Raw genomic sequence first — 26,683 nt, forward strand, 5'->3', positions numbered from 1 at the left:
TCAAATCCCTGCTGCGGGCCAAGACCGAACGCACCATCCCCGCCCTCTGGGGAGCTGTTGGAGCAATCGTCGACCTCTTCTCGCCGAACGAATGCGCAAACTACTTCAGAGCGGCGGGATATGACCCGGATTAAGCCGGAAACGCTCTAGGTCATGAATTTCATCGGGTCGCCTTGCAGAACGGCGGGACGGACGCTGGCGCGCCGGGCCCGCCGCCGGAATACGATCCGAACTACTACGGCGCCTTTATCTTTCGACCCCGAAACAAGAGCGAGGCAGTCACTCATCACGGCAAATAACTCCCCTCCTTCTCGCTTGAGCCGTGCGCTTTATCCAAAAAGGAGTTCCCCGGTGAACACAGCTAACCTGCAACTCGAAGGTCTGCTCCTTTCTGTCGCCGCCGCGTTTGCTGAATTGAAGCGAAAAGGGGCTTCAGTCCTCCGACTTGGACAACGCTCTCGCTCGTGCCGAGGAGGGAGTGTCGCAGCGCACCACGGAACTTTCGGAAGCCAATGCCGAAGCGATCCAGTTTCCCATTCGCTTTCTAAGGGAAGCGCTTCGCGAACCCCATGGCAGTCTGGATTATGATTGCCGCGACTCTCGGTGAACGATGGGAGACTGTCTTTCGCCATCAGTCGCCTGAGCCAGGTCCGGCCGATTTTGGGGTCGCGAACCAGGGTTATTTCGAGCGCGTTTTCTCGCGCGCTTCGCTCAGTGACCCGGCGCGCCTGAGAAAGGCGAGTGTCATCACCGCCACGGCCCCGGCAAGCGCCCCGGCGAAAGTGGGCGCGAGCGATCTCTTTGACCCCGCTAGACGTCTCTTTGCCGCCGAAACTTCCGAAGATGCTTGCAAGCGAGCTGCAAGAGATTTGGACGGCGTCCTGGAGGCGAGATAACCGGCTAAGGCGGCTATGAAAGCGCTGAGAAGGAGAACGCCGGAAACGGCGAGGCTGGCGGCGACAAGCCCCCACCGTAGTGCGAGAAACGTGTAAAGGGCATCCACCGCGTAAGCCGCGGCGAAAAGCCCGAGCAGACCGCTTGCGGCCCCGAGGCCATAAACGATCGCTCTTCGTTTGATGGCCGCCGTCGCGGCCCCCGTGAGCTGGGCGATAAGCGCCCCCACCGCCTATTTCGCCGCCCAGAAGCCGAAGACCACGCCAGCCGCTGCGGCCCACGCCAGCGCACGCAGGGGACGGGCCCTCACCTCCTCGATCACAAGCCGCTGCAACTCACTAACCTGCTCACCCGCAGCCTCGGTCATCCGGTCCGTATCGATGCCGACGGACTTCAGGTCGGACACAGCCTGGCCTGCGGATTCCCCGCCTTCCCTGGATGCCTTCGAGCGCGATCCGGCGCCGCCAGCGGCCGTCCGTTCGGTTTCATTGTTGTCTGCCATCTCGCTCTCCCGCCATTTCGTGCAAGTGTATCCGATGCGGTTTCAACCGGCCCGGCAGGCGGCGGTTCCGCTCCAAATCGAATCCTATCCCATGATCTCAGCGGCTTCCGGTTTACCGTGATGGGTCTGACTTGCCCGCCTTGTTATCGGCGGCATCCGCTCCCCGCAGCCCAATCGGTTGAGGGGGCCCCTTTGTGGTGTCGCGCATCGTCTGGCGCTCGGCTTCGGAATTCAGTTCGGCCCCGACAAGGATGATGGTGGCTGACAGCCACATCCACATGAGAAGGGCGATGACGGCGCCGAGCGTGCCGTATGTCTTGTTGTAGTCCTCGAAGCTGGCGGCGTACCAGGAGAACAGGATCGATCCTATCAACCACGCGACGCTTGCGAATAGGGCACCGGGGCTCACCCATTTCCATTGGGCATCATCGCGGCTCGGCCCATAGCGGTAGAGGGCCGCCAGGCCAACCATCAACAGCACGATCAAGGCTGGCCAGCGTCCGAGCCACAGAAGCCATCCCACGGCCTTCCCCAGATGGACGCGGTCGAGGATCACCGGAATGGCTGCGACCGCGCCGATCGCAAGAACCGCGAAAACAAGAATTCCGATCGTGAAGGCCAACGAGGTCAAATTCAGTCGGATGAGGCTGCGCTTCTCGTGCTCGCCGTAGGCGACGTTCAGGGCATCGAAGGCGGCTTTGACGCCCGCATTGGCGCTCCAGGCTGAAAGCGCGAGCCCGATCACGAAAGCAAACCCGAGCTTGGTGTCGTTACCGCTCGTGATTCGTGTGATCTGGTCGCGAACAACCTCGATGGCCCCGCTTGGCATAACGCCCTGCGCAGCAGAGAGCTGTTCGGCGACAGTTCCCGGATCGGCTACCAGACCGTACAGCGATACGAAGGCCGTGATCGCCGGAAAGATGGCCAGCAACCCGTAAAATGTCACACCTGCTGCAACCGCCAGGACCCTGTCGGTGCTCACCTCGCCGTATGTCCGCCAGAGGATGTCGCGCCAGCCGGGCGGAGGAATATCGGTCGGCGCTTCCGCGTCGACGCCTTCGCCAGATCCTCCGCCTTCACGATTTCGAGGACGGCCCGGGCCCGCGATCAGCGAGAATGCTCCCGCCGCGATCATCGCGGCAGCCGTACCCGTGGAGATCGTCAATGCGACCTGTTTCAATAAGACCGGAATTCGCACGTCACCGCCCCAAATTCGGGCAACCGCGCCGGGAGGGGAAAGGTTGCATCCCCTGGAAACTTTCGCGCCTCCAGACTCGCGTCAGGCCGGACGCCGCCCAGGCGATGATGAGGCCTACGGCCACAAAGAAGGTAATCGGCTTGCCCGTCCAACTCATTCTCTTGAACCGCACGGGCCGTGGCGAGCGCCTGGACCGAGGTGCGCCATGTCGAGCTACGATCACATTCTTCACAAGAACAGCCAAGCTTCTCTCTTCACGCGCGTGGCCATTTTTCGACCGGTTGCGCTCGCTTCGCCGGGCGCGCTCTGCGATGCTTCTGATCGCCATCGGGCTTTCTCTCTTAGGCGCGCTCGCCTTCCGGGAGCGATCATTTCCTGGCGGTGCGAGCCTGGCGATCAGCGCCGTGACGCTCCTGGTTCTTCCTATTCTGCAAGCAACCCAAAACCGCGACGGCGCCGCTCTACAGGCCAAGATCGGCGAACTGATCAAGGCATATGACGGCGCTCGCAACTCGCTGATCGGCATTGAGGAAGCACGAAGCCTTCGAACTTATTCCTAATGGCAACGCTTGAGGCATCACAAGGGGTCGACGCCAACCCATTTCGGGAAGGCACTTGGTCTTTTGCGCCGTCAGGCGCAGCCCACTTTTCATACGGCAGCGCGGCTCTCCCGAGCCCAAACCCGCCGAGCAGGAATGACCAGACCCGGGAATAAGCGGTACGGTTGAAAGGCGCCCCATGGCAAAAACACTGGACTGCCTGATCATTGGAGGAGGTCCCGCCGGACTGACCGCAGCGATCTACCTGGCGCGCTTTCATCTCTCCGTGGCAGTCGCCGACGACGGCAACAGCCGGGCGCGGCAAATCCCCTGCACGCACAACCAGGCCGGTTTTCCGGACGGCATCGCCGGGGTTGATTTACTGAATCGCATGCGTGATCACGCATTGAAATACGGCGCCAGCCTGATCGGAGCGCGCGTCGATGGATTGGCGGTGAGCGCGGCCGGTTTCGAGGCCCGCGGTCGCGAGAGCATCGCTTGTGCCCGAACCGTCCTTCTGGCCACCGGGGTCACCAACAGACGGCCGGAGATATCCGAGGCAACGCACGCGGAAGCGTTGCGCGAAGGACGATTGCGCTATTGTCCGGTGTGCGATGGCTTTGAAGTAACCGACCAGAATGTCGCGGTCATCGGCCGCGGCCCTCGCGCCCTGACCGAGTGTACATTTCTCAGGTCCTTCACCGTCCGGATCACGCTGATCATCGAGGAGGACTCGGCTATGGCTGCCCAGGATATCGACCGTGCCCGAGCGCTAGGCATTGCGATCGTCCGCGGGTATCCGAGCGATTTTGCCCTGGGCAGCACCGGCATTCATGTCACCGTGGGCCAACGGCGAATGACCTTCGACACCGTTTATCCGGCTCTGGGCTCGGAGATACATTCGGAGCTGGCGGGAGCGCTCGGCGCCGATTTGACGGACGAGGGATGCATCAAGGTTGATGCCCACCAGAGGACGAGCATCCGAGGTCTCTACGCCGCCGGTGACGTCGTTGTCGGGTTGGACCAGATTAGTCATGCGATGGGAGAGGCTGGCGTCGCGGCCACGACGATCCGCAATGATCTGGCAGCCGCCGCCCCGATCCTGCGCTGATTGGGGGAATGCCGTCCGCTCCCCCCTGTGGTACTGGACTTGGGGCATTCGACTTCAAAAGAAGCCCATTCCGCCTCGAGGAGACTTCCCGCAAGCAAGCCGCCAAAACGAGCAGAGCGCGTGATCGGTTCGCTCGCGGGTTTCGAAAAGGCGACCATCCTCTTGCGTGCCAGCGGCTCTCCCAAGATGCCGCTTGCGGGAAAGTGCCCGCGTGAGGATCGCGGCGTGAATGAAAATCGCGTCGCCGAATCCAATGAAGTGGTCCGACAGCGTCACTCCCGGGATGGCGGCGAACGTCCATAGCGTCACAACTGCGAGGGGAATGAACAGCAGGACCGCAGTTACCAGCCCGGGATTGTAGCGCCGCAATGCAATGGCCTGGCAATAGCAGGCATTTTGAGCAAGCTCAGATAGACCGCGATAAGGTGGAACCCGATATGGACGGTGGCCGCGAGCACGAAGGCAGTGGCACGACCCCAGACGCCGTTGACGTTGACGGGTCATGACCTCATTGCCGCCGCCGACCTCAATGCGGCAGGCCTAGTCGGAGCCGAAGACCTCGGCGACGTCTTTCAAGGGTGTCCCCGCGACCCGTCGGCCGCCCTCCCAAATGGTCGAGATCTTTCCACACCGCATGGAACCAAAGGTGTCGATCGCAATTCTTCGCGAAACTGCGGAGGAAGCAACATGTCGCAACCCACGGACAAAACTGTTGGCCAGCCCAAACGCGCGACCGATAGTCGACCCCGCCCGGGCTCCGAAACTCCCGAGCTCAAGCCGCCCAAACACTCGGAGGTTCCCTCGTCCGAGGATGGCGAACGCAAGCCGTCGTCTTCCTCGAATCCGATCAACCCGCGCCGCCCGATCGGAAAGAGCTAGGCAACGCGGTCCTCGCGGCCGACGATTTGGCGGCAGAACCCCGTCGTCTAGTTTGTCGTCGGCTGGCCGGGCTATCGAGACACGATCCGGCGCGCTGATGATGCGCTTCGCACATGGACGACCGTTCAGAGGGAACCTGCCGACGGCCGGCGTGTTCGTCTTCACATCGCGACGACTTCAAGATCGAGGCCGTCAGGCGCCCATTCCAACGAAGGAGGATGCCATGCCTGCGAAATCAGCCGCTCAGCAGAAGGCCGCCGGCGCCGCACTCGCCGCCAAGCGCGGGGACATCAAGGAGAGCGAACTCAAGGGCGCATCGAAATCAATGGAGAAATCGATGAGCGAGAGCGAACTCGAGAAGATGGCGTCGACCAAGCGCAAGGGTAAGCCCGAGCACAAGAGCAAGCACTGACTCGCCGGGTTTTCGAGGAGGCAGGGATGACGTCACGCTTCGAACCGCCTTTCCCGGAACAGCAGCAACCCATGCCGGGACGGACCGACGCCATGACGCCGCGGCCGGACCATGGCGAGGAAAGCTATGTCGGCTCCGGCCGCCTCAAGGGCAAGCGCGCCATCATCACCGGCGGTGATAGCGGTATCGGGCGGGCTGTCGCCATCGCGTTCGCGCGGGAAGGCGCTGACGTCCTGATCTCCTACTTGACCGAGGACGAGGACGCCGATGAAACTTGCGGCTGGGTTGAGCGGGCCGGACGGAAAGCCGTTCTGGTGTCTGGCGACATCCAGGAATCCGACCATTGCCGCCAGATCGTCGACCGGGCCGTGGCCGAATTCGGCCGCATCGACATCCTCGTCAACAACGCCGCCCATCAGGCGAGCTTCAAGGAAATCGGCGACATATCCGATGAAGAATGGCGACTCACCTTCGCGGTGAACATCCATGCGATGTTCTACCTGACCAAGGCCGCCGTCCCGCACATGCAGCCTGGCTCCTGCATCATCAACACGGCCTCGGTTAACGCCGACAAGCCCAATCCGACCTTGCTCGCCTATGCCACGACCAAGGGCGCGATCCAGAACTTCACCGGCGGTCTCGCACAATTGCTGGCTGAGAAGGGTATCCGGGCCAATGCCGTCGCGCCCGGGCCGATCTGGACGCCGCTGATCCCCTCGACGATGACGGGAGAGAGCGTCACGCAATTCGGCAAGCAGGTTCCGATGAAGCGGCCGGGACAACCGGCGGAACTGGCGACGGCCTATGTGATGCTGGCGGATCCGCTCTCGAGCTACGTCTCAGGGGCTACCATCGCCGTCACCGGCGGGCATCCGATCCTGTAGTGGCACGCGGCTCAATTGTCGTTGAGCTTCCCGAGAGCCCACCGGTTCCGCTGAAGGTCAGTTTTGTTCACGATTGGACCGTGGCGATAGGGAAAGCCCGAATAATCAAGCCATGCAATAGCCGCGGGAAGGAACCATGCCATTCTCATCGCTGAATGATCCGGTCGACCTGGCCCGCACCCAGGCTGCACTGGAAGCGGCCTGGAACGAAGTCGGGCCGAAGGAGATCATCGTCGCCTATAATGTCGAGTGCCTGCCCAAATAACCCGACCGCTCAGGTCGCGTCTTGACGGAGGGGGCGCATGTTGCAGATTGAACTGTTCGCCGAGGGCATCGTGATTCTGGCGCCTCATGGCCCCCTCGACAAGGCGGATTTCGAACGGTTGTCCGGCGTCGTCGACCCCTACATCAAGGCAAACGGGGTACTCAAAGGGCTCATGGTCGATGCCGCGTCCTTTCCCGGCTGGGAGGACATCGGCGCGCTGGTCTCCCACCTCAAATTCGTCATGGGCCATCATAGCAAGGTCGCGCGTGTGGCGATCGTCTCGGACAGCGAGCTCTTGAAGTTCGCTCCCCACGTCGCGAAGCATTTCGTGGCGGCCGACATCAAACGGTTTCCGGCAAATGAGAAAGCCAACGCCTTGGCCTGGCTGAGGGGAGATCCGGATTAGGGCCTTTGCGGGGATGAGTGATTTCGGCGAAAGACGTGCTCCGGTGCCTCTTTTGCCAAAGCGAGCTGTCCTTGAGGACAATACGCTGAAGCAGCCCAATGTGCTGGTGTGCTCGCCGAACGCCGTGGGGAGGCCCGACAGCACGTTAAGAGCCTTGCCCTCGCAACGGATGGGGCCGTGAGAGTATTCCGCAGGCGCATGCGAGCTTCTTGCCGAGATAGGCCTAACTCATGTGCTGGGTGCCTGGCTTGCCCTAGGCCTAGCTTTTTTGATCCCTTTCAGCCGGGCGGCCGACCCGCTCAAGATCGTAGCGGCGACCATCCAGTCCGATACTATTATCGGAGCGTGGACGCTGTGTAATTTCTTATTCAATTGCCCACCGAAGCGAACTTTCAAGGGAAGAGAGTCTGAGACCTCAATAATACCGGCGATACCCCATCCAGGGGCCATAGTACGTCCGATGCCATCCGTAATACGGGCGCGCGTAGTAAATCGGTCGGGCATAGTAGCGGGGGGCATAATAAACTCGAGGCCGGTAATAGTACCCGTAAGCGGGATACCGATACGCATAGCTGTAGGCCGGATAGCCATAGCCATATCCATACCCGTATGCGGGTGCCGTTGCAGCAGCAGTGGCCAAACCTCCTAATAGCGCTCCGCCGATAAGCCCGGCCGCGATCGCGCCGCCGCCACAACAGCCGTAACGATAATAGCCGCCGTGGTACCCCCAGCCGCCGCCACGCCAATACTGTGCGTTGGCCACACAGACGCTGCCCGTCAAGATTAGAGCGGCGCTGGCCAGGGTTGCGAGTTTCCTCATGACAACCTCCACCAATTGCTGGGCGGCCGGAGGCTAGGGTCATCTCCAGGCTCTCGCCCTGCCGCGGCGACCGTAACCTGCGACGAGGAACTTACACCCTATTCACATCGGTTGCCAAACTTGCCTACTGTGCTTTGCTAATCGAACAGCGTCTTTGTGATGGACCGCGGACTGGCTTCGAAAAGCTCGCTTCGTGGCGATCAAATGGGGTCCGCTTTCCACCCATTGCGAGACGCCGGGAGCCCGCCAAGATGGTGGCCCGCTTCCTCCATGCTCCTGGCGTCTGGCACGATCCTGACGTCTTGGTCGAGATCGCACCTGGCATCATCGTCTGGGACATCGGCATGCGGATGCTGACGCCCCGCGAGCTCGCCAGGCTGTCGGCGCTGTTCGTGTTGGGCTTGTTACGGGCAGATGGGTTTCTACTGCTGCTGGGGGTGAGTCTTGCGCAGGCAGCGGTGCTAGCGCCCGTCACGACTCTGGCCGACGCGCTGGCATCTCGCCACGGAGCAAAAGCGGCCGGGCCGGGGAATGGGGGTTTCGAGTATGGCTGGGTGCGCGGCGCCGGCTCGGCGGCGTTCGTCGTCGGAACCTTGATCGCCGGACAAGTGGTCAGCGTCACGGGGCTTGCATCCGCCGTGCTGCTTCATTCCGGGTTGCTCCTTGCCGCTGCCCTGGTAACCTCRCTTTCTATCAAGGACGGACCGGAGCCTGAGGAGGGTGCCGAGCCGGCGACGGCAGCCGCCGCGGATTATCGCGTGCTGCTGCACCTGCCGTTGTTTCGCCGCCTGCTTTTGGTCGCGGCGCTGGTGCTCGGTAGCCATGCGATGCACGACGCCTTCGCCGTCATCCGCTGGAACGCGGCCGGCATCGGCCCCGGCCTGGCAAGCGTTCTTTGGTCCCTCTCGGTCGCGTCGGAGGTGGTCGTCTTCTGGCTGATCGGGCCGCGGCTGCTGGCCCGTGCGGGGCCAGCCGGCGCTGCAGCCATTGCCGCGGCAGCGGGCGTCCTTCGCTGGATCGTCATGGCGATCAGCGCCGACCGGTTGGCGCTCGCTGTCGTGCAGCCGTTGCACGGTTTGACCTTCGCGCTGCTCCATCTCGCCTGCATGCGACTTCTGGTCCGGGTCGTACCCGCCCGTCTGGCGGCTACCGGCCAGGCGATCTATGCATTCGCCGCGGCGTCGGCGACCGGCCTTACGACGTTGGCGTCCGGCTCCCTCTATGCGCATTTCCGCGCTCACGCGTTTTTCGCGATGGCCGTGCTCTGCGCCGCTGCGTTGCCTTTGACAGCTGGGTTGCGGGAACGCGAACGGTTCTGACCGAAGGGCGAGGCCCCCGAGGTCATTGAACCGAAGCGGCTCCGGGCGCGTTGCCATCCCGAGGCGATTTCCCCTGGTTCGGGGCATTCAAAGGACGACAGTCGATGCGGATTGCTCAGGTGGCTCCCTTGGCGGAGGCCGTGCCGCCGCGGCTCTATGGCGGAACGGAACGGGTTGTATCTTGGCTGACGGAGGAGCTCGTCCGRCAGGGGCAGGATGTGACCCTTTTCGCGAGCGGCGATTCCCGCAGCCGCGCCAGGCTCGTCCGGGCTGTGCCCGAAGCACTGCGCCTCGCGGGCATTCGGGACCACACGGCTAGCACGTTGGTGATGCTGGAGGAGGTTCTGCGGCGGGCCGATGAATTCGACGTCATACATTTCCATGTCGACCTGCTTCAATTCCCACTCTTCAAGAACCTTTTTCCGAAATGCGTCACGACCTTGCACGGGCGCCTCGACCTCCCGGACTTTCATCCAATCTACCGGGCCTTCCCCGATATGCCGCTGGTTTCGATTTCGGACGCTCAGCGGCGGCACATGCCGCCGGTGAATTGGGTATCCACCATCCACCATGGCTTGCCCGAACAGCTTCATCGCTTCAGATGCGAGCGCGGCGCATACCTTGCTTTTCTGGGGCGCATTTCGCCGGAGAAGCGACCAGACCGGGCGATCGAGGTCGCCAAGCTGAGCGGCATGCCTTTGAAGATCGCAGCCAAGGTCGATGCGAACGATCGCGATTATTTCGATTGCACGATCCGGCCGCTGCTCGACCATCCCTTGGTCGAATTCATCGGCGAGATTGACGACATGCGGAAGGATGAATTTCTCGGGGGAGCATCGGCGCTGCTGTTTCCGATCGACTGGCCCGAGCCTTTCGGACTGGTTATGATCGAAGCGATGGCGATCGGAACGCCGGTAATCGCCTGGGCGGAGGGTTCCGTCCCCGAAGTGATCGATCAAGGCGTTTCCGGCGTCATTGTGACCTCGATCGACGAAGCGGTCGAGGCAGCAACCCGGATCGGCAGGCTGGATCGCCGGGCCGTGCGGGAGTGCTTCGAGATGCGCTTTACGGCAGCGCGCATGGCAGCCGACTACATCGATACCTTTGACGCGCTGTGCTGCCGCCCTGTGGCGAAGCCAGCGTCCGCCTTGACCGCTATTCTGTCGCCGGGCGGTGACCTCCCTGGCTTCGAGGGCAGCGTGGGACTGTCGCAGCTGCAATCCCCAAGAACCGAGGCAGGCGCCATGTCCGAGAGCATTCGTAAGATCGGACAGGACCTGGGTCCGGCAGAATCTATGGTCCGAGTATGAGATCGAGGCTACGACGTCGTTGACGGACCATGCCCTGCGCAATCTCAAACACGGCGATGCCTTTGCCGTGCTCGATGCGCATGACAATATCGGGACTTTAAGCGACACTCGAGGGCCTGTATTTCCGCGGCACGCGTTTCCTGTCCCGCCTCGAACTACGCGTGGAAGGCAATCGGCCCTTCACCCGCTATTGCGGGACGATCGATGCGACCCCGCTTGTCGTCATGCTGCACGGCGCTAAGCTGCTTCATCGCGCGAAAAGGCCCACCGTCATCGCCGGCGGCCCTTTCAACGAAGCGTAGGCCAATCGCTAAACCGCTGTCTGAACGCGAAGGTTCTCGTCGCGATGCTCGCCGCCGAGCGTGGCGGCCCAGGGAGCGGCAGCCGCGCCGACGAGCAGAGCCGCAGCCGTGAGGAAGGCGGTCAACACGGCCATCTTTCGCGCACGCTCCGCAGCTTGCTTGGCCGTTTCCTTGGCCTGCGAGAGCTTCGCATAGGCGTCGTTGATACGCTTCTGCGCATCCTGTTCGCTGATGCCCAAGCGCGCCGCCAGCCGCGATGCCATTGAACGAAGACCCGAGAGGCCTCGTCGCGCTCCTGGGCCGTCGGCGGCTGCTGGCCGTTCGCGCGCATGATGTTGTAGAGCGGCATCGCGAGCGGGTCGACGTTCTGGGAGACCAGCGATGCCATGCCCGAACTTGCATTGGCGACGCCGCTGGCTGCCGTCTTGGCGCCACCGAACAGCGACGAGGTCGCGACGACGGTGATCAGAAGAGCTCCGGTCACCCAGACAAGCAGACCGTGCGTCGCGTCGCGCACCTTGTGCTCCTCGGCATTCGCATCGAAGCTCGGGTGACGCATCCGCCCGGCCGAGTCGCCGCCGGCCATCGTTGCCGAAGCCATGACCCAGAGCGCCCAGAGAGCACCGGCAATCGCCAGGGCCGTCGCGCTCGAACTCCTCTCGAAATCGGCGGAGGCCATCGACAGGCCGATCGCCGAACCGAATACCGTCATGATGGTCGAAATCGCGGTTGCGATCACCGCACCGCCGATGATCGCACCCCATTGTACATAGGAGCGATTATCCTTGCTGACGCTCACCGGAGCGACAACGACATCCGTGCCGGATAGGGACTTGGCAAATTCCTACCGCAGACCGAGGAACGACAGGATTGCCAGGACCACGACAATAAGTCCCACGATATAGATAACGCCGTTCATTGCGACCTCCAATATGCCGGAGCAACACCGCCTGAGAGCAATCAGTTCCGCTGCGAGACAAAACAGTAAGCTCCGCCAGCCGGTCCGGCGACGGAGCGAATGCTGGCCAGCGACGGTGGCGATGGTAGCGGCGGTGTCGGCGGGCGGTAGTAGTCATGTGGCGGATCGCGCCTGTGGCGCCAGTACGATCTCGGACCTCGATCGCGAGAGTGCGGCGGCGGGCAGCGGCGCACGGGCCTGTCGTGATAATGATACTCGGCGAACTCGCCGTCAGTTGCGTCGAGCTTTGAAGTTATCTCGGGCGAAAGTGCCGCAGAGCTCGCCGGCCGAATGGCGAGAGCGCTACCGCTGCTCACGGCCATCGAGCGATCGAACAGTGTCAGCAGAAACTCATCGGGCAAAGCGGGCGCGGGACTTGCTACGATCCTCGTCATCTTCGGCGACGACATCGGCCAGTCCAATATCAGCGCTTACACCTTCGGCGTGATGGGCTACACGACGCCGAACATCGACCGGATTGCCAGCGAGGGCATGAAGTTCACGGACTACTATGCCGAGAACTCATGCACGGCCGGACGGTCGTCCTTCATCACCGGGCAAACGCCGAAGCGGACAGGACTCTCCAAGGTCGGCGTGCCAGGGGCCACCGTTGGTCTTCAGGCCAAGGACGTCACCATCGCACAGGCCCTCAAGGCTCGCGGTTACGCCACCGGCCAGTTCGGAAAGAACCATCTCGGCGATCGCGATGAGTATCTGCCAACCAACCACGGCTTCGATGAGTTCTTCGGTAACCTCTATCACCTGAATGCCGAGGAGGAGCCGGAGAATCCGACCTGGCCGAAGGATGATCCTGCCTTCACCAAGATGAACTCTCCCCGCGGCGTGCTGCGGACGTCAGCCGACGGCAAGATCGAGGACACCGGCCCGCTCACCAAAAAGCGGATGGAGACCATCGACGACGAGACCACTGACGCTGCGGTCGACTTCATTCAACGACAGGTGAAGGCGCAGAAGCCGTTCTTCGCCTGGATGAACACCACCCGCATGCACCTCTTCACGCATGTCAGACCATCCATGCTCGGCCAGAGTGGAATGCCCGGCAATTTCTACGCGGATGGCATGATCGAACACGACGGTGATGTCGGTAAGCTTCTCAAGGCTCTCGACGATCTGGGCATCGCGGACAACACCATCGTCATCTACACCACCGACAACGGTCCCAATCGCTGGACATGGCCCGACGCAGCCAATTCCCCCTTCCGGAACGAGAAGGACTCGAACTTCGAGGGCGCCTTCCGCGTCCCGGCGATGGTCCGTTGGCCAGGCAAGATCAAGCCGGGACAGACCTCGACGCAAATGTTCTCCGGTCTTGATTGGTTCCCCACACTTCTCGCGGTGGCGGGCGAACCCGATATCAAGGAGAAGCTGCTGAAGGGTACTGCCATCGGCAATACGACCTTCAAGGTTCACCTGGACGGTTACAACCAGCTTCCCTTCCTCACGGGACAGGAGCCGAAGAGCCGCCGCAACGAGTTCGCCTATTTCAACGATGACGGCGTCCTCGTGGCCTATCGGCTGGGCGACTGGAAAGCCGTCTTCGTCGAGATGAAGCACCCTGGCGGCTTCCAGGTCTGGCAGGAGCCGTTCACACCGCTGCGCGTGCCGAAGCTCTTCCACCTGCGCATGGGTCCTTACGAGCGCGCCGACATCGTGTCGGACCAGTATTTCGACTGGCTCGTCAGGAATGACTTCAAGGTGGCTCAGATGACGTTGAAGGCCGCGGAGTTCCTGCAGACCTTCATCGAATACCCGCCCAGCCAGGAGCCGGCGAGCTTCTCCATCGACCAGATCGCGAGGGACGTCGAGGCCAAGATCAAGGCCAACGCGGCCAAGGCTGCGGCGCCCAAATAGCGCCGACGATCGAGGGGATGCCCGAAAGGGCGTCCCCTTTCCGGTTGGAGAACGCGAACGATGAAGGTCTGCTTGCGGGCGTAGCATTGGAGTCCGCTGCTGGCGCAGGGCGCGCTCCTCGCCGCAGTTTTGGCCAAGAGGCGTGAGAGGGCCATCCGTCTTTGATAGAATTTTCGTGGATGCGGCATCCCAAGAAGGGGATCTGCCATGGATATCCAAGCGCAGAACCAACTACCCCATCAGGCCTGGAACCTCGGCTCTGAAACCAAAGCACATCTGGGCGTTGCGGACGCGGCTTCAGCACGAAGGGCGAACTCGCGATCTCGCCATGTTCAATCTAGCAATCGACAGCAAGCTGCGCGGTTGCGATCTCGTTCGTCTTCGGGTCGGAGATGTCGTCCTCGGAGGGACTGTTCGCCTCCGAACTGCGATTGTTCAACAGAAGACTGGGCGGCCGGTACCATTCGAACTGACGGACTCAGCCCGGGAAGCGCTTACCGCCTGGCTTAGAAAGCGAGGTTCTCGTGAGGACGACTGGCTCTTCCCGAGCCGCAGCCGGCCTGGCAACCATATCACCACGCGCCACGTCTCCTCGACACCTGGGTGGCTCTGATCGGGTTGGATCCGGCGCTCTACGGAACTCACAGTCTCCGCCGAACGAAGGTCGCGTTGATCTATAAGCGCACCGGCAATCTGCGCGCCTGTCAGCTTTTGCTCGGCCATACAAAGCTGGAAAGCACCGTACGCTACCTCGGCATCGAGGTTGACGATGCGCTTCTCCTTTCGGAGCAAACCGACCTATGACACTTGGCACGGCGGGCATCCGCCGTGCCATTTTCACCATTCGGCCAACGACCACCAAGGGTCGGAAGCGGACGTGTCGTCTAAGAACCGCTGACGCCCGCTTTTCGGCAAGGCGCCAATGTCCGCAAATGGCGCAGGCCGACTGTCCACCTATTTTTGCCATCCGTAGGCTAGAAAACGGAATTAATAAGATCGTGTTTCCATCACCTTGTCTGCCTTCTCTTGCATTTCGTCGAGGCATCGCGCGGCTTCTCGTCATGCGCGGCTCCGCGATCTCAACAACTGATCTGAGCTGGTGCGTACAGTGGCTCCAGAGGCTCTTAACGCGACGCCGCGCCTACGTTAATGCTGCAATATCAGGCGGCCCTGCGGTCGGCCGCCGTCTTGGCTTGCCTTGGGAGGCGTCGCGCAATGCGCCTGGACGGATGGGTGTTCTCGGACCTCGTATCGGCTGGGGTAAGGCTGACTAGACGGTCTACCGCTTCGCGCAGCCCTTTCTCCGCCGGGGTTGCGCTTCGCCTCGCCCGCCTGCTGGGATCGACAGCGCTGGCCGGCGCCACCCTCGCCGTGCTGGCACTGCCGCGCGACGCAGCGAGAGCCCAGACTTATGTCGGCGGTGCGCGCGACTTCTGGGACGATCCCGGCGTTTGGGATACATTCGTGGTCCCGAACAGCACCACGGCGCAGGTGCTGCTTCCGGCTCCGCCCATCCAGACCTTGATCGATCTGAACAGCGGGACATTTACGCTGAACAGCCTCACCTATGCTCCCGGCAGCAGCTTCCGCTATGGCATCAGCAATGGCGCGCTGCGCTTCGGCGGTCCGAACGCGACCATCGACGTGCGAGGGGTCGGCGAGAGTATCACGTCCCTTTTGGGGCCGATGAGTATCATAGCGGCAACCGACCTCACTGTGAGCGCGGCAACGGGCAGCCTTCTCTTGATCGAAGGCGGAGCTACGCTTTCAGGGCCTGGCACCCTCATCAAGACCGGGGGCGGCACATTGTTCCTTTCGGGCGCAAATAGCTATAGTGGCGGCACCATCGTCAGGGCCGGCAACTTGAATCTGGGTGGGCAGGACACCCTTGGCACCGGGCCTCTCATAGTCAATGACGGCGTTGTCAGCCTGAACGGCTTCAACCAGAGCGTCAACGGCTTGAGCGGAGCTGGCGGCTTGATCGATCTGGGTTCGGCGACGCTGACCACCACCTGGCCCGCCAGCGCGACCTACGCCGGCGTGATCACCGGCTCCGGGGCGTTCGTGAAGGGCGGCTCCGGCACACAAACGCTCAACGGCACCAACCTCTACACAGGCGGCACCTTGATCAATGCCGGCGTGCTGGCACTGGGGCCGGGCGGCAGCCTTGCCGCGACCGGCGGTGTCAACCTGGCCGGCGCGGGCGCGATCTTCGACATCAGCGGATCGGGTGCGAACCAGACGATCGGGGCTTTAACGGGGGTGGCGGGCACCAGCGTCGCCCTTGGCGCTCATATGCTGAGCTTGGGCGATGGAGGGAACCAGACCTTCAGCGGGGTCATCGGCGGCTCGGGCGGCATCGTCAAGCAGGGCGTGGGCACGCTGACGCTGAGTGGTGTGAACACCTACACTGGCGGTACGACAATCAATGCCGGCACCCTGGCACTCGGCGCGGGGGGCCGACTTGCGGCAGGCTCCGCACTCTCGCTCGCCGGGGCCAGCGCCGCTTTCGACATCAGCCTCGCAGGCAGCAACCAAGCCATCGGCTCGCTGTCTGGTGTTGCCGGCAGCACCATCGCGCTCGGCTTCAACACGCTGACCTTCGGCAACGCGAACGACCAGATTTTCGCGGGAACGATCAACGGTACCGGTGGTATCACCAAGCAGGGCACGGGCATGCAGACGCTGTCCGGCGTCAGTACCTATGCCGGCACCACATTGGTTTCGGCCGGCGAGCTCCGTGTCGACGGCGCGCTTAACGGCTCGGGGCCGCTGTCCGTGGCAGCCGGTGCGACGCTGTCCGGCACTGGCAGCATTGCTGGAGCCGTGACCGTCAACGGCACCCTATCGGCGGGCCATAGTCCTGGCACGCTGACGGTCGGCTCGCTTGCACTGAATGGCGGCTCGACCTCGGTCTTCGAGCTGAATTCGCCGGGCGTGGTCGGCGGCAGCGATCCCGTCGTCGGCAACGACCTCGTCAAGGTCACCGGCAGTCTCACGCTCGGCGGCGCCCTTGATGCGCGTGCGGCGGCAGCCGGCTATTATCGGCTGTTCGACTATGGCGGCACGCTCGCGGGCAGCTTCGTCAGCCAGAGTGTGACCTCGACCCGGAGCGGTTTCGCCATCGCCAGAGCGCGGGTCGAGACGGCGACGGCAGGACAGGTCAACCTCGCCGTCTTCGGCACCGGCCAGACCATGCAGTTCTGGGACGGCACGAACGCGATCGGCAACGGCACCGTCGACGGCGGGGCCGGCACCTGGGCTACCTTTGGCACCAACTGGACCAATAGCGCCGGCAGCGCCAACGCCGGCTGGGGCGGGTCGGTCGGCGTCTTCGCCGGCGCCGCCGGCGGCGCGGTCAGCGCTGCCGGCACGATGAGTTTCGACACCCTGCAATTCTCGGCCAACGACTACGCGCTGAGCGGCGGCACGCTTTCGATCCTGCCCGCGAGCGGCTCGTCCGGCACCTTCAACGTCGATAACGGCGTCACCGCCAGCATCGCCTCGACCATCGCGGACGGCGTTGGCACGGCCGTCGCCAAGGTCGGCAACGGCAGGCTCGTGCTCTCCGGCAGCAACAGTTACAGCGGCGGCACGGCGATCGAAGGCGGCGTGCTCCAGATCTCCGCCGATGCCAATCTCGGAGCTGCCTCCGGCGGCTTGAGCCTTAACGGCGGCACCCTCGCAACCACGGCCAGCTTCGCCTCGCTTCGTCCGGTGGCGCTCGACGGCGCCGGCAGTTTCGACGTTGCGACAGGCACACAGCTCGAACTGGGCGGTGCTGTCTCCGGGACGGGCAGCCTGACCAAGCTCGGTGCCGGCACGCAGATCCTGACTGGCACCAACAGCTACACGGGCGGTACGACGATCAGCGCCGGCGTCCTGCAGATCGGCAATGGCGGCACCACCGGCTCGATCATCGGCAACGTCGTCAACAATCGCACGCTTGCCTTCAACCGCTCTGACAATATCACCTTCACCGGCACCATTTCGGGCGGCGGCGACGTGCAGAAGTTGGGGGCCGGGTCGCTCACCCTGACCGGTACTAACACCTATGGTGGCACGCTGATCCAGGCCGGCACGCTGATAGGCTCGGCGACGAGCTTCGGCCTCGGTCCCATCCACAACAACGCCGCGCTGGTCTTCGACCAGCCAGGCGACGGAACCTTCGTCCGAGCGATCAACGGCACCGGCACCCTCACCAAGCGCGGGGCGGGCAATCTCAACCTGACCGGCGACGGCAATCTGGGCGGGTCCACCACCGTCGAAGCGGGCAAGCTCTCGGTGAATGCTTCGTTCGCGAACTCGGCCGTGACCGTGATCTCGGGCGCAGCGCTCGGCGGCAGCGGCACGGTCGGCTCCACCACGATCCAATCGGGGGCGACCATTGCCCCGGGCAATTCGATCGGCACCCTCAACGTCAACGGCAACCTGACGCTGGCGCCCGGCTCAACCTATGAGGCTGAGATCGCCGGCAACGGCACCTCCGACCGCATTGCGGTGACCGGAAGCGCCATCGTCACGGGCAGCCATGTCGGCGTGACCGCGCTCGATCCGCAGACCAGCTACGTCAACGGCCAGCGCTACACGCTCCTGACCGCGACCGGCGGCGTCTCGGGCACCGCGCCCAGCGCGGTCTCGCGCTCGGCCTTCCTCGACCTCAGCGTCGACCAGCAGCCGAACCAGGTCGACCTCATCATCGCGGTCAAGGGCACGTCGCCGGTGACGCCCTCCGATCCGGTGACGCCACCCGCTCCGCCGCCTTCCATCTTCCAGGCCGTGGCGGAGACGCGCAACCAGTTCGCGACCGCCGTCGCACTGAACACGCTGCCACAGGCGGGCGGAATGCTCGCGCTCTACAACAGCCTTCTGGCGCTCGATGCGCCCTCGGCAAGGGCAGCCTTCGACACGCTCTCCGGCGAGATCCACGCCTCGGCGAAAACGGCGTTGATCGACGAGAGCTGGTTCATGCGCAATGCGATGAACGACCGGCTGCGCTCGGCCTTCGGCTCGGTCGGCGCACAGTCCGTGGCGACGATGAGCTACGGTTCCACCGCTGATCTCGCTCCGGCCGTGACGGGCCCGATGCCGACGCTGAGGTCCGATCGCTTCGCCATCTGGGGCCAGGGCTATGGCGGTTGGGGCACGACAGACAGTGATCGCAACGCGGCCGCATTAAACCGCTCGACCGGCGGATTCCTGATCGGCACCGACGCCGCCGTGTTCGAAGCGCTGCGCTTTGGGCTCGTCGCCGGCTACAGCCGCTCCGAATTTGACGTGAAGGGCAGGCAGTCCTCGGGCGAGAGCGACAACTACCATTTCGGCCTCTATGGCGGCGGGCAGTGGGGGGCACTCAGCCTGCGCACCGGCGCAAGCTATAGCTGGCACGACATGAGGACCGGCCGCACCGTCGCGTTCTCGGGCTTCGGCGACGATCCGCGCGCCGACTACGACGCCGGCACGGCGCAAATCTTCGGCGAGCTCGGCTATCGCATCGATCTGGGTCAGGTCGCGCTCGAGCCCTTCGCCGGCCTCGCCTATGTCAACCTGCACACGGACAGCTTCCGCGAGGCCGGCCGCGCCGCGGCGCTCTCCAGCCGTGGCGACGACACCAATGTGGGGTCCTCGACGCTCGGCCTGCGCGCCGCGACCAGCCTTGACCTGTTGAACATGGGCCTGACCCTGCGTGGCGGATTGGCCTGGCGCCACGCCTTTGGCGATCTCGACCCGATCGCAACCCTGGCCTTCGCCGGCAGCAACCCGTTCTCGGTCGCTGGCGTCCCGATCGCGAAGAACGCCGCCCTGATCGAGACGGGGCTCGATTTGGCCATCGGCCAAAGCGCCTCCCTCGGCCTCTCCTATACCGGCCAGCTCGCCCAGGAGTCCCAGGACCACGCCTTCAAGGGCGTGCTCGCCGTTAAATTCTGAGGGTACCGGGGGGCGCCGCAGCCGGCCTGCTTAAGGTGCGACAGGAGAGTCGTTTTCGGTCGGGCCGTTTTAGCGTTCTAGAGGTCCGGTTTCGGGCGATGAGCTAAGTTCCGCTGTTGGCGCGACGTTGCCTCGAGGCCCTCTGGATGACTCGCGACCAGTGTACGTTGGAATCTGCCCTTGCTCGGGCTTCCTCGCGTTCGTGACCGTCAACGCCAACTCTAGCAGCACGCAGCCGACTCCGGCGATGAACAGCGGACCGAGCTCGTCGCCGAACATCAGCGCCGCCGCCCCAACGCCGATGATGGGCTGGAGGTACTGGATGCTGGCCGCGACGCGAGCCGGCAGGACGCGCAATAGATGCAGCCACAGGAACAGGCCGAGCACCGTGACCATTACGCCAAGATAGACGGCCGCCCCGACGCCCATCCCCGTTTCGAGGCGGGCTAGGGAAGATCGCGGTACCTACCGTTCCGATGCCAGTCCAGACAGCGTAAGCAGTGCCGATGGGCAGGCTTTTGAGTGAGACGGCCAGAATAACCATGCTCAGTATTATACAAGCGATAGTTGCTACAGACGGAATAAGCTTGGTAAATCCATCCGTGTATTTTAACTGGATCGCCCAGAATGCCTCCAGAATTCCGGCGAATATGAGAATAATCCAAGACACCATTCACCTCAATTCCGATTTTGCGTCGAATTCGATTCGACTTCGGCGGAATATTTATTACAAACGCGGTGAATTCAATTTTGGATCGGGATTCGCTCCGGCCAAATCTCAAGCTAAATCGGACAAATACGGCAGTCCATCGCTTGACACGTATGTAGAAGACCCGCCTCGCTGATCGGTGCATTCAACACAGGTTGAGGCTGTACCCTCCGCCGGCCGGCGGGCTGCTCCCTCGTTGCCACGTCAGACCGGCTTGCTGGGATGCAGCTCGGTTACACGCTGCCTGTCGCTGGGAGCGCGTTTCGCAGCGACCGGCTTTAGTCGACGAAGCGCACAGGCACGCCTGGTTTGACCAAGTCGGCCAGCTCCTCGGCATCCCAGTTCGTCAGCCTTATGCAGCCGTGCGAGGTTGTCTTGCTGACTTTCGAGGGCTCAGGCGTGCCATGGATGCCAAAGGTCGGTTTCGAAAGTGCGACCCAGACTGAGCCTACAGGGCCGTTCCGCCCCGGGGGCAGGGTCAACTTTTTGCGGTTGCTCCCCTGCTGAAAGTTCTTTTCTGGATCGTAGGTGTAGTCAGGATTTCGCACCACTCGGATGACCGTGTGCTCGCCGCTCGGTGAGGGAGTCTCTTCGCTCCCTATCGTCGCGGGATAACTCGCGAGGATGCGATTATCAGCTCCATAAACGGTCACCATGCCCGTTGACTTGACCGCCTCGATGCGCGTTGCCGCCCCCTTCTGGATGTCTCGCCCCGGCGATGCGACATGCATCTCGCTGCCCGCTGTTGTCATCCGTACCTTAGGGTTCAGCGCGACAAGCAATACCTCGCTCATATGGAAGCGCTCGGCAAACATCTCTTTGGCGGAGGTGTAGGAAAGCCGCCTCAGCTTCGCTTGGCGGGAGTAGTCGCGAGGAAGCCGTTTGACAAACCGATAGCGCGCGTCCGCCTTCGCAATCTCGTAAGGCACGATCACGTCGGTGATTGCGTCGCCCCCGAGCACTCGGCGCGCGCGCCTTGCGGGAACGCAGAGTGGCGCATCTGCCCTTTATCGGCGGTTTGATTGCGGCCGTGGGGCTTATATGGCTGGGCTTCCTGCCGTCGCAGGCGGACTATCTCGGTGACGTCCTCGGACCGACGCTGCTGATCGGCTGCGGCACGGGCCTCTTGATCGCCAGCGCGGTTCATGCTGCCATCGCCGGCATCCAGCCTGCCGATACCGGACTTGCCTCGGGCCTGCTCAATACCTCGCGTCAGATCGGCGGCGCGCTCGGCATCGCCGGCTTCGGGGCGCTGGCGCATGCCGTTGCCGGGAACCACAGCGGGGATGCGGCCGCGGAAGCCGCCATGCTCGCGGGCCATCACGCCGCCTTCTTCGCCACCGGCGTCGTCAGCGCGCTCACCGGCCTGCTGTCGCTGATGCTGCGGCACGACCAGTCCTGAGCCGCGCGTCGCGTGGCGGTCGCGTCACTGATGATTAATGTAGGGGCGTCCGGGCTGAAATCACCTCGTGTCCAGCGATCCGCTGCACGGCATTGACCAACTCAAGGTCGAAGATCGGTCCGTAGTCCGGGCCAGTCACCGCACGAAGCTCCAGGCGTCCTTCGTCCGTTTCTAGGGTTTTGATCTGCTCGGCTCGATTGACAGACAGACCATACTACAGATTGATCCCCGCCAGCGCGGCAGGAAGCTGGCGCAGATACGCAGCGGGGGGCGCCCACGAGACTGGAAAGTTGACCGAAGCTCCGGTGCCACGGTGCGATGGGCCTATCRGCGCCGGGTAGAATGAGCTCCAAGTGTTCGGAACGGCCGTGATCGGCTTCGACGCGGATCGCAGCGTTCTCAATCATTCGCGTGCGGCTCCGGTCGGACCGCCTGAGGACGGCGCCGCCAGGTTGATCGAGGGAAAGAAATCGCTGGTCATCGGGCCGCGAGAACCACTCTGACGAAACACGACCGACCCACTCGCCGCGCGTAAGGTCTCCTTGAAACCGCCGCTTATCTCCATGGCAGGCCGCGGAAGCCTCTCTTCAGGCTTTACCCGTCACAGAAGCCCCGCTTCGCTCTCACTTTCCAGATGACCTAGGGGGAGGCTTCGCCAACCAGATATGTCGTCTGCTGCTTGACAGCTCTCTAGACTCGCAACATATCAAGTTGCATGAGAAGAGATAGCCGATTATCGGGCGTTCTGCACGTCCTCCTTCACATGGCCGAGCAGCAGGGCCCGACCACATCTGAGGTCTTGGCTCGGGCCATGGACACGAACCCTGTCGTGATCCGAAGAATCATGGGGGGGCTTCGCGACGGAGGCTATGTCCGATCGGAGAAGGGGCATGGCGGAGGCTGGACTATAGCCCGCAACCTCAACGAGGTAACGCTTCGCGACATTTACGATGCTCTCGGGAGGCCCGAACTCCTGGCGATGGGCAATCGTACCGAGGCTCCGGGGTGTCTCGTCGAGCAGGCGGTCAATGCCGCTCTCGGCGACGCCTTCGACGAAGCTGAAGCACTTCTCCTTCGTCGTTTCGGTGACATTTCCCTCGCCACTCTAAGTGCGGATTTTCACAAGCGGCTCGCGGCATGGGGCGGATCGCCAACGCTGGAGACAAGTCATGCAACATGATGCGATCATCATCGGAGGTAGCTTTGCCGGTCTCGCTGCCGCAACCTATCTTGGGCGGGCGCGGCGAAGCGTGTGCGTGATTGACGCGGGCGAGCCGCGTAATCGCTTCGCTGAGGCTTCCCACGGCTTCCTTGGCTTCGACGGCAGCAATCCGCAGTCGATTCTGGCGAGCGCGCGTGATCAGATCGCTGCGTATCCTAGCGTGGCGATGATCAGCGCGGAGGCGATCGAAGGGCATACGCAGGAGGATGGCTTCACCGTTGTATTATCCGGTGGCAAGGAAATCTCAGCGCGCAAGTTGATCCTGGCGTTTGGCCTTCGCGATAGCCTCGAGCCGATCCCGGGCCTGCGGGAGCGCTGGGGTAAGACGGTGCTGCATTGCCCTTATTGCCATGGTTTCGAGTTCAGCGAACAACCGCTGGGGGTCCTTTTCCGCACGCCAATGTCGGCTCATCAAGCGTATCTCGTCGCAGAGTGGGGCCCGACGACCCTGTTCCTCAATGGCGCCGATCTCGATCCCAAGACCGCAGGATTGCTCTCCGCCCGTGGGGTAAGGGTAGAGGCACGAAGGGTCGTCAGACTCGTTGGCGAGGACGGTTCACTGACTGCCGTCGAGCTGGACGGTGGAGACCAGATACGCTTGGCTGCCCTGTACGTCGCGCCGCAGTCCGAATTGTCGAGCGCAATCGCGCGACAATTCGGCGTCGCTATCGATGAAGGGCCTATCGGCCCAATAATTCGGACGGACTCAGACAAGATGACCACGGTGCGTGGCCTTTATGCCGCCGGAGACATTGCCCGCGCTCCGCATAGTGTGAGCTGGGCCGTCGCTGACGGTGTGACGGCAGGAACGGCGGCTCATCGCGCGCTCGTGTTCGGGTGAGTGCGGATCTCGTTGAAAGCCATTCTCGATTGGGCCGGACTGCGATCTGCGCGAAGCGCTGCGCGCATCCGAGAGCATTCCTCGGCCCAGCTCGCTGCGAGGCCCCGTCAGGTGCCGGACGCTCGCGTCGCGCCGTCCGCGCGGCAAAACTTGCAAGCCGCCGTCGCGGCTTTTCCGAGGCGACGACGTCAGCTGGCTCGAACCTTCTCCGAGTACAGGTCCGCAAATGTCGCCTGGAGCACGTTCTTCTGGATCTTGCCCATCGCGTTGCGGGGAAGCTCGTCGACGAATACGACGCGCTTCGGCTGCTTGTATTTCGCCAACCGATCGGCCAGGGCCGCTTCCACCCTCGCTTATACTGCAACACCGTGGAAGCTACGATCTCGGCGGCCCTGGGCGGCTGGGGGTTGGCGCGCATCCTATCCTACCAAGGCGCGAAGGCGATCGCCGAAGGGCGGCTCATGCCCGTCTTGGAAGATTTCGAGGAGCCGCCGTTGCCCATCCAGGTGGTTCACGCCGAAGGTCGGAGCGCGTCGGCCAAGACACGCGCGTTCGTGGATTTTGCGGTCGAGAACCTTCGCGCGACGCTGAGGCCGAGCGTTACCGCCTGACGGGTTTGCCCTGCGCTGTGTTTCCCCCCGGCCGCTATCTTGAAATGCGTTCTCGACCGCCCGCGCAACGCCACTCAGGCCCGTGTCTCCAGAGCGCGTTCAGCAGGGCCGGTCGGGTTTCGGGCGACCACCTTGAGCTCGAAGTCGAACCCGGCGAGCCACGTCATGCCGACGGCCGTCCAGGTCGGATATCTGTTTCGGCGAAGTCCTGCTTCACGACCGGGGCGGAGCTGGTCGTCAATGGCGGCTTGACGGCCCGCGGACCCGGTTGCGCGCTGAAGCAAAGCTCGGCTGTTCTTGACGGCGACCGGCGGAGAAGAGCAATCTCGCCAACGCTGCAAGGCGTGCTCGGACTGACGTCCGCCTCTTCGAATCGATCCTCCGGAAGCCGACTGACCGTAATCCATCAGATCCGGTCGTTCGCGATCACTGACACGCGGGTACCAAGCGTGTGATTTTGCCCCACTAGGAGGGGTCTTGGGCGTCAACTCGTCAGGTTTTGCTCCAGAAACGGGCTGGCTCACGATGGCGGTCGGTTTTCGCATTGACATATCGGAAAATATCGATATGGTTAGGATATGGAATTGCTCGAAATATTCAAAGCCCTCTCAAACCGTACACGCCTTGAAATTTTGAAAGGTTTGAAGGATCCCGCGAAGAATTTTCCTCCCCAGGATGAAGGTGACGTCCTGACGGTAGGAGTCTGCGTCAGTAGTATTCAAGAAGGCGTCGGACTGTCGCAGTCAACAGTGTCTGATTACCTTGCAACTCTGCAACGGGCCGGCTTAGTAGAAGTGAGGCGCATCGGTCAGTGGACCTACTACAAGCGAAACGAAGCCACCATCAGTGCTCTCGCCGACATCATAGGGAAAGAATTGTAATTTCTTACCGCGATATATCGAGAATTCTCGATATCCCTTTTTATCGAACCGAGGATCTCTAATGAAAGCGATAACACTCAACTGTTTTGGTGGCCCGGAATCGTTCGAGCTTACAGAAGTACCAAAGCCTGTTCCGCAGGCAGGACAAGTACTGGTGCGCGTATATGCTACGTCGATCAACCCGCTGGACTATCAGGTTCGGCGCGGCGACTATCGCGACTATGTCCCACTCCCGGCCATTACCGGCCATGACGTATCTGGGGTTGTCGAAGCGGTTGGACCCGGCGTGACGGCATTCTCTCCGGGAGACGAAGTCTGGTACACCCCGCAAATTTTTGACGGGCCGGGAAGTTATGCCGAATACCACGTTGCGAATGAAAACATCATCGCAAGGAAACCCGCCTCGCTGAGCCATCTGGAAGCGGCAAGCCTGAGCCTCGTGGGCGGCACGGTGTGGGAGGCCCTCGTCACGCGTATTTCTCTTAGAGTAGGAGAAACCATCCTGATCCACGGCGGTGCCGGAGGGGTTGGTCATGTGGCGATCCAGGTTGCAAAAGCCATCGGTGCGAAGGTGTTCACGACCGTTCGCGAAGACAACTTCGAATTCGCACGAAGTGTTGGCGCTGATGTCGTCATCGACTACAGGAAAGAAGACGTTGTCAGCGCTATCATGCGCGAGACGGATGGTCGCGGAGTCGATGTTGTGTTCGACACCATTGGTGGCGACACATTGTCCAGCAGCCCGAACGTGCTCGCGCAACTTGGCCGCGTTGTCTCGATCGTAGACATCGCACAGCCGCAGAACCTCATCGAAGCGTGGGGCAAGAACGCAAGCTATCACTTCGTTTTCACGAGACAGAACCGCGGCAAGCTTGATGAGCTGACCACGTTGGTGGAGCGCGGTCAGCTACGGCCGCACCTTGGCGCTGTTTATTCGCTCGCTGACATCTCCCTCGCCCATGCCCGGCTTGAGACGCCGAACAACGGTGTCCGGGGTAAAATCGCGATTGCGATCGACCCGTCGGCCAACACTACGCGCGCCAATTCGTAAACATGACCGCTCAATTTAAAGGTCCAGCCATGATTTATGAGATCGCTCTGCTGCCGATTTACAAGGAGAAAATTGAAGCGTTCAGCCAAGCATTCACCGAAGTTCTTCCGTTGCTTAGCCGCGCGCAGGGTTATCGTGGTCACCTTCTGGCGCAGGGAATCGAAACGCCCGAAGTATTCAACCTTATCGTGCGATGGCGATCGCTTGAGGATCACACACTGATCCGCCCCCGCGGAGAGGTCCGATGTGATTGTTAGTGTACGGTTGGCCTCGGCGCTAGCGCGGGCGGCGTAGCCGGTCTGGTTTGCGCAGCCGGCCGCGCGGTCATGGCTGGGATGAAGACCTCTGGCGCGGGAGGCCTGTAGCC

25 protein-coding genes and 7 pseudogenes are annotated in these 26,683 nt (G+C 62.5%); 21 read left to right on the forward strand and 11 right to left on the reverse strand.

Annotation, left to right across the window (positions count from 1 at the left end; all coding sequences use genetic code 11):
* A pseudogene (locus AC1DDA_RS26635) lies at positions 1-134 on the forward strand (IS630 family transposase); the annotation flags it as partial.
* 992 nt (positions 135-1,126) lie between these two features.
* Here the strand turns inward: AC1DDA_RS26635 and AC1DDA_RS26640 are convergent.
* Together AC1DDA_RS26640 and AC1DDA_RS26645 are read right to left on the reverse strand one after the other, a co-directional pair.
* Complete coding sequence (locus AC1DDA_RS26640; RefSeq protein WP_476798023.1) at positions 1,127-1,396, reverse strand: hypothetical protein; 270 nt, start codon at positions 1,394-1,396, stop codon at positions 1,127-1,129.
* Positions 1,397-1,508: 112 nt separating this feature from the next.
* Complete coding sequence (locus AC1DDA_RS26645; protein WP_476798024.1) at positions 1,509-2,594, reverse strand: YihY/virulence factor BrkB family protein; 1,086 nt, start codon at positions 2,592-2,594, stop codon at positions 1,509-1,511.
* 311 nt (positions 2,595-2,905) lie between these two features.
* Here AC1DDA_RS26645 and AC1DDA_RS26650 point away from each other — a divergent pair, with 311 nt between their 5' ends.
* From AC1DDA_RS26650 to AC1DDA_RS26660, 3 genes are all read left to right on the forward strand, one after another.
* On the forward strand, positions 2,906-3,154 hold the full coding sequence (locus tag AC1DDA_RS26650; RefSeq protein ID WP_476798025.1) for a low affinity iron permease family protein: 249 nt from the start codon (positions 2,906-2,908) through the stop codon (positions 3,152-3,154).
* Between the two features lie 178 nt (positions 3,155-3,332).
* Entirely contained in the window at positions 3,333-4,244 is a 912-nt protein-coding gene (locus AC1DDA_RS26655; RefSeq protein ID WP_441514471.1) for an NAD(P)/FAD-dependent oxidoreductase, read from the forward strand.
* A gap of 120 nt (positions 4,245-4,364) precedes the next feature.
* Complete coding sequence (locus AC1DDA_RS26660; protein WP_441514472.1) at positions 4,365-4,547, forward strand: hypothetical protein; 183 nt, start codon at positions 4,365-4,367, stop codon at positions 4,545-4,547.
* Positions 4,548-4,562: 15 nt separating this feature from the next.
* On the opposite strand, the pseudogene AC1DDA_RS26665 reads toward AC1DDA_RS26660, so the two are convergent.
* Positions 4,563-4,748 (reverse strand): annotated as a pseudogene (locus AC1DDA_RS26665) (HXXEE domain-containing protein); the annotation flags it as partial.
* 598 nt (positions 4,749-5,346) lie between these two features.
* Here AC1DDA_RS26665 and AC1DDA_RS26670 point away from each other — a divergent pair.
* The 7 genes from AC1DDA_RS26670 (at position 5,347) to AC1DDA_RS26700 (ending at position 10,841) form a co-directional block, all read left to right on the forward strand.
* Positions 5,347-5,535, forward strand: a complete 189-nt coding sequence (locus AC1DDA_RS26670) for a DUF3008 family protein (protein WP_441514473.1) — start codon at positions 5,347-5,349, stop codon at positions 5,533-5,535.
* A gap of 26 nt (positions 5,536-5,561) precedes the next feature.
* A complete protein-coding gene (locus AC1DDA_RS26675) occupies positions 5,562-6,419 on the forward strand; it encodes an SDR family oxidoreductase (RefSeq protein WP_476798026.1) in 858 nt (285 codons plus the stop codon).
* A 136-nt stretch (positions 6,420-6,555) separates the two neighbouring features.
* Positions 6,556-6,684, forward strand: coding sequence for a hypothetical protein (locus AC1DDA_RS26680; RefSeq protein WP_441514475.1), 129 nt, complete (start codon positions 6,556-6,558; stop codon positions 6,682-6,684).
* Between the two features lie 37 nt (positions 6,685-6,721).
* Positions 6,722-7,090 (forward strand): SpoIIAA family protein, encoded by a 369-nt coding sequence (locus AC1DDA_RS26685; protein WP_441514476.1) that lies wholly within the window; start codon positions 6,722-6,724, stop codon positions 7,088-7,090.
* 1,071 nt (positions 7,091-8,161) lie between these two features.
* Positions 8,162-9,229, forward strand: a complete 1,068-nt coding sequence (locus AC1DDA_RS26690) for an MFS transporter (RefSeq protein ID WP_476798027.1) — start codon at positions 8,162-8,164, stop codon at positions 9,227-9,229.
* A 104-nt stretch (positions 9,230-9,333) separates the two neighbouring features.
* The gene (locus AC1DDA_RS26695; protein ID WP_476798028.1) at positions 9,334-10,539 is read left to right on the forward strand and encodes a glycosyltransferase family 4 protein; all 1,206 of its coding nucleotides are present in this window, start codon (positions 9,334-9,336) and stop codon (positions 10,537-10,539) included.
* 140 nt (positions 10,540-10,679) lie between these two features.
* The gene (locus tag AC1DDA_RS26700; RefSeq protein WP_476798041.1) at positions 10,680-10,841 is read left to right on the forward strand and encodes a hypothetical protein; all 162 of its coding nucleotides are present in this window, start codon (positions 10,680-10,682) and stop codon (positions 10,839-10,841) included.
* 8 nt (positions 10,842-10,849) lie between these two features.
* Here the strand turns inward: AC1DDA_RS26700 and AC1DDA_RS26705 are convergent, their stop codons facing one another.
* Positions 10,850-10,975, reverse strand: coding sequence for a hypothetical protein (locus tag AC1DDA_RS26705; protein WP_441514477.1), 126 nt, complete (start codon positions 10,973-10,975; stop codon positions 10,850-10,852).
* Entirely contained in the window at positions 10,963-11,640 is a 678-nt protein-coding gene (locus tag AC1DDA_RS26710; RefSeq protein WP_476798029.1) for a hypothetical protein, read from the reverse strand. Before AC1DDA_RS26710 ends, AC1DDA_RS26705 begins: the two co-directional genes overlap by 13 nt.
* A 450-nt stretch (positions 11,641-12,090) precedes the next feature.
* Between AC1DDA_RS26710 and AC1DDA_RS26715 the strand changes: the two genes are divergently transcribed.
* From AC1DDA_RS26715 to AC1DDA_RS26725, 3 genes and pseudogenes are all read left to right on the forward strand, one after another.
* Positions 12,091-13,671 carry an arylsulfatase gene (locus AC1DDA_RS26715; RefSeq protein WP_476798030.1) on the forward strand — a complete coding sequence of 527 codons (1,581 nt, stop codon included), beginning with the start codon at positions 12,091-12,093 and terminating at the stop codon, positions 13,669-13,671.
* Between the two features lie 202 nt (positions 13,672-13,873).
* Positions 13,874-14,475 (forward strand): annotated as a pseudogene (locus AC1DDA_RS26720) (tyrosine-type recombinase/integrase).
* Between the two features lie 411 nt (positions 14,476-14,886).
* Complete coding sequence (locus AC1DDA_RS26725; RefSeq protein WP_476798031.1) at positions 14,887-19,599, forward strand: autotransporter domain-containing protein; 4,713 nt, start codon at positions 14,887-14,889, stop codon at positions 19,597-19,599.
* Between the two features lie 69 nt (positions 19,600-19,668).
* Here AC1DDA_RS26725 and AC1DDA_RS26730 read toward each other — a convergent pair whose 3' ends face one another.
* From AC1DDA_RS26730 to AC1DDA_RS26740, 3 genes and pseudogenes are all read right to left on the reverse strand, one after another.
* A complete protein-coding gene (locus AC1DDA_RS26730; protein ID WP_476798032.1) occupies positions 19,669-20,028 on the reverse strand; it encodes an EamA family transporter in 360 nt (119 codons plus the stop codon).
* 25 nt (positions 20,029-20,053) lie between these two features.
* Positions 20,054-20,269: pseudogene (locus tag AC1DDA_RS26735) on the reverse strand (SMR family transporter); the annotation flags it as partial.
* A 317-nt stretch (positions 20,270-20,586) separates the two neighbouring features.
* Positions 20,587-21,270: a L,D-transpeptidase gene (locus tag AC1DDA_RS26740; RefSeq protein WP_476798033.1), complete on the reverse strand. Its 684-nt coding sequence runs from the start codon at positions 21,268-21,270 to the stop codon at positions 20,587-20,589.
* Positions 21,271-21,299: 29 nt separating this feature from the next.
* Here AC1DDA_RS26740 and AC1DDA_RS26745 point away from each other — a divergent pair, with 29 nt between their 5' ends.
* On the forward strand, positions 21,300-21,710 hold the full coding sequence (locus AC1DDA_RS26745; RefSeq protein WP_476798034.1) for a hypothetical protein: 411 nt from the start codon (positions 21,300-21,302) through the stop codon (positions 21,708-21,710).
* Positions 21,711-21,777: 67 nt separating this feature from the next.
* Here AC1DDA_RS26745 and AC1DDA_RS26750 read toward each other — a convergent pair.
* A pseudogene (locus AC1DDA_RS26750) lies at positions 21,778-22,275 on the reverse strand (DUF932 domain-containing protein); the annotation flags it as partial.
* A gap of 150 nt (positions 22,276-22,425) precedes the next feature.
* Here AC1DDA_RS26750 and AC1DDA_RS26755 point away from each other — a divergent pair.
* Positions 22,426-22,890 (forward strand): RrF2 family transcriptional regulator, encoded by a 465-nt coding sequence (locus tag AC1DDA_RS26755; protein WP_476798035.1) that lies wholly within the window; start codon positions 22,426-22,428, stop codon positions 22,888-22,890.
* Entirely contained in the window at positions 22,880-23,773 is an 894-nt protein-coding gene (locus AC1DDA_RS26760; protein WP_476798036.1) for an NAD(P)/FAD-dependent oxidoreductase, read from the forward strand. Before AC1DDA_RS26755 ends, AC1DDA_RS26760 begins: the two co-directional genes overlap by 11 nt.
* A gap of 188 nt (positions 23,774-23,961) precedes the next feature.
* Here AC1DDA_RS26760 and AC1DDA_RS26765 read toward each other — a convergent pair.
* Positions 23,962-24,120: pseudogene (locus tag AC1DDA_RS26765) on the reverse strand (AMP-binding enzyme); the annotation flags it as partial.
* A gap of 21 nt (positions 24,121-24,141) precedes the next feature.
* Here AC1DDA_RS26765 and AC1DDA_RS26770 point away from each other — a divergent pair.
* Positions 24,142-24,384 (forward strand): LysR substrate-binding domain-containing protein, encoded by a 243-nt coding sequence (locus AC1DDA_RS26770; protein WP_476798037.1) that lies wholly within the window; start codon positions 24,142-24,144, stop codon positions 24,382-24,384.
* Between the two features lie 74 nt (positions 24,385-24,458).
* Here the strand turns inward: AC1DDA_RS26770 and AC1DDA_RS26775 are convergent.
* Positions 24,459-24,575 (reverse strand): annotated as a pseudogene (locus AC1DDA_RS26775) (RidA family protein); the annotation flags it as partial.
* A 387-nt stretch (positions 24,576-24,962) separates the two neighbouring features.
* Here AC1DDA_RS26775 and AC1DDA_RS26780 point away from each other — a divergent pair.
* From AC1DDA_RS26780 to AC1DDA_RS26790, 3 genes are all read left to right on the forward strand, one after another.
* Complete coding sequence (locus tag AC1DDA_RS26780) at positions 24,963-25,265, forward strand: ArsR/SmtB family transcription factor (protein ID WP_476798038.1); 303 nt, start codon at positions 24,963-24,965, stop codon at positions 25,263-25,265.
* 61 nt (positions 25,266-25,326) lie between these two features.
* Positions 25,327-26,316, forward strand: coding sequence for a zinc-dependent alcohol dehydrogenase family protein (locus tag AC1DDA_RS26785; protein ID WP_476798039.1), 990 nt, complete (start codon positions 25,327-25,329; stop codon positions 26,314-26,316).
* 2 nt (positions 26,317-26,318) lie between these two features.
* Positions 26,319-26,573 carry an antibiotic biosynthesis monooxygenase family protein gene (locus AC1DDA_RS26790; RefSeq protein ID WP_476798040.1) on the forward strand — a complete coding sequence of 85 codons (255 nt, stop codon included), beginning with the start codon at positions 26,319-26,321 and terminating at the stop codon, positions 26,571-26,573.
* Positions 26,574-26,683 lie beyond the last annotated feature (110 nt).

This window comes from Allobosea sp. 10N428 (genome assembly GCF_056394545.1).